The organism is Agromyces humi (assembly GCF_009720255.1).
In the GTDB taxonomy this organism is placed as follows: Bacteria; Actinomycetota; Actinomycetes; order Actinomycetales; family Microbacteriaceae; genus Agromyces; species Agromyces humi.
Genome location: NZ_WJSP02000655.1, coordinates 1 through 1151, shown reverse-complemented (window position 1 = coordinate 1151; position 1151 = coordinate 1). Strand labels below are relative to the sequence as shown.

The 1151-nt window shown below is 72.9% G+C and carries 1 protein-coding gene and 1 pseudogene; both read left to right on the top strand.

Annotation, left to right across the window (positions count from 1 at the left end; translation table 11 throughout):
- Window positions 1-76 precede the first annotated feature (76 nt).
- Window positions 77-406, top strand: a pseudogene (locus tag GH736_RS23265) (FCD domain-containing protein); the annotation flags it as partial.
- Window positions 403-1151 (top strand): cache domain-containing protein (locus GH736_RS23260; RefSeq protein ID WP_159607418.1); only part of this gene is annotated, 749 nt, incomplete at its 3' end. The pseudogene GH736_RS23265 and the gene GH736_RS23260, both read left to right, overlap by 4 nt.

Here is a 1151-nt window from a genome sequence, read left to right as displayed (position 1 = left end):
CTCGTCGTCGAGCCCGTCGTCAGTGCAGATCCCTCCGTGATCGACGGCCCCGGGCGGCGCGCGCCGCGCGGTCGGGCGGTTCCAGCTCGAGATCGCCGCGGTGAGCCAGTCGCCGCGCCTCGTGCGCGAGGAGCTGCGACTGCAGGCCGAGGCCGGGCCCTTGCTCTGGCTGTGCCTGAGGGAGCAGGATTCTCGTGACCGCAGTCGCACGGCTCGCCTCGAGGTCATCCAGGCGATCCGCACCGTGCAACCCGAACGTGCACGACGCGCGACCACCGAGCACATCGCCTCGGCCGTCGAGTGGCTCATCGACGAGAAGGTACGCCTCGAGCAGGCGAGCCCGCTGAGCGAGGCACCGGCCGACGAGGCGCCCGCGGTCGCACCACCGGAAGGAGCGAGGCCATGAGCGTCACCGTCGACGTCGCCGCCGAGCACATCGCACGTCGCATCGCCTCCACGATCGACCCCGTCTTCGCCATGATCGACGGCTGGCGCGACGTGCTCGAGCGCGAGCTCTCCGGACCGCTCGCAGGTGCGCTCACGGGCACCACGGAGCCGGCCGCCGCGACGCTCGATCCTGTCGTGGCCGCGCTCGTGAGCGCGGAGCTCGAACGCGACGGCACCCTCATCACGGGTGCGGGCTTCGTCGCCGCACCCGGCTTCCTCGCGGACGCGCCCTGGCACCTGGCCTGGTGGCTGAGCGGCTCCAACACGTTCGGCGCCGGCCCCGACCCGCAGCTCCGCCGGCTCGAGGCGGTGAGCGACCCCGACTCCGAGCAGTTCCGCGACTACACGACCCTCGAGTGGTGGCGCGTTCCCGCGCGCACCGGCAGCCGGCACCTCACCGGCCCCTACGTCGACTACCTCTGCACCGACGACTACACCGTGACGATCACGACGCCCGTGCGCGTCGACGGAGAGATGGCCGGTCTCATCGGCACGGACCTGTACGTGGCCCGCCTCGAGCAGGTGCTGCTGCCGGTGATCCGCGAGTCGGGGCATCCGTGCACCCTCGTGAACGCGTCGGGCCGCATCGTCGCCTCGACCGACGCACGACGGGCGACCGGCGCCCTGCTGCGGCTGGAGGGACTCGCCGAGGCGCTCACCCCGCTGCGCGACGCGGTCGCCGTGACGGATGCCGCGAGCCTGCC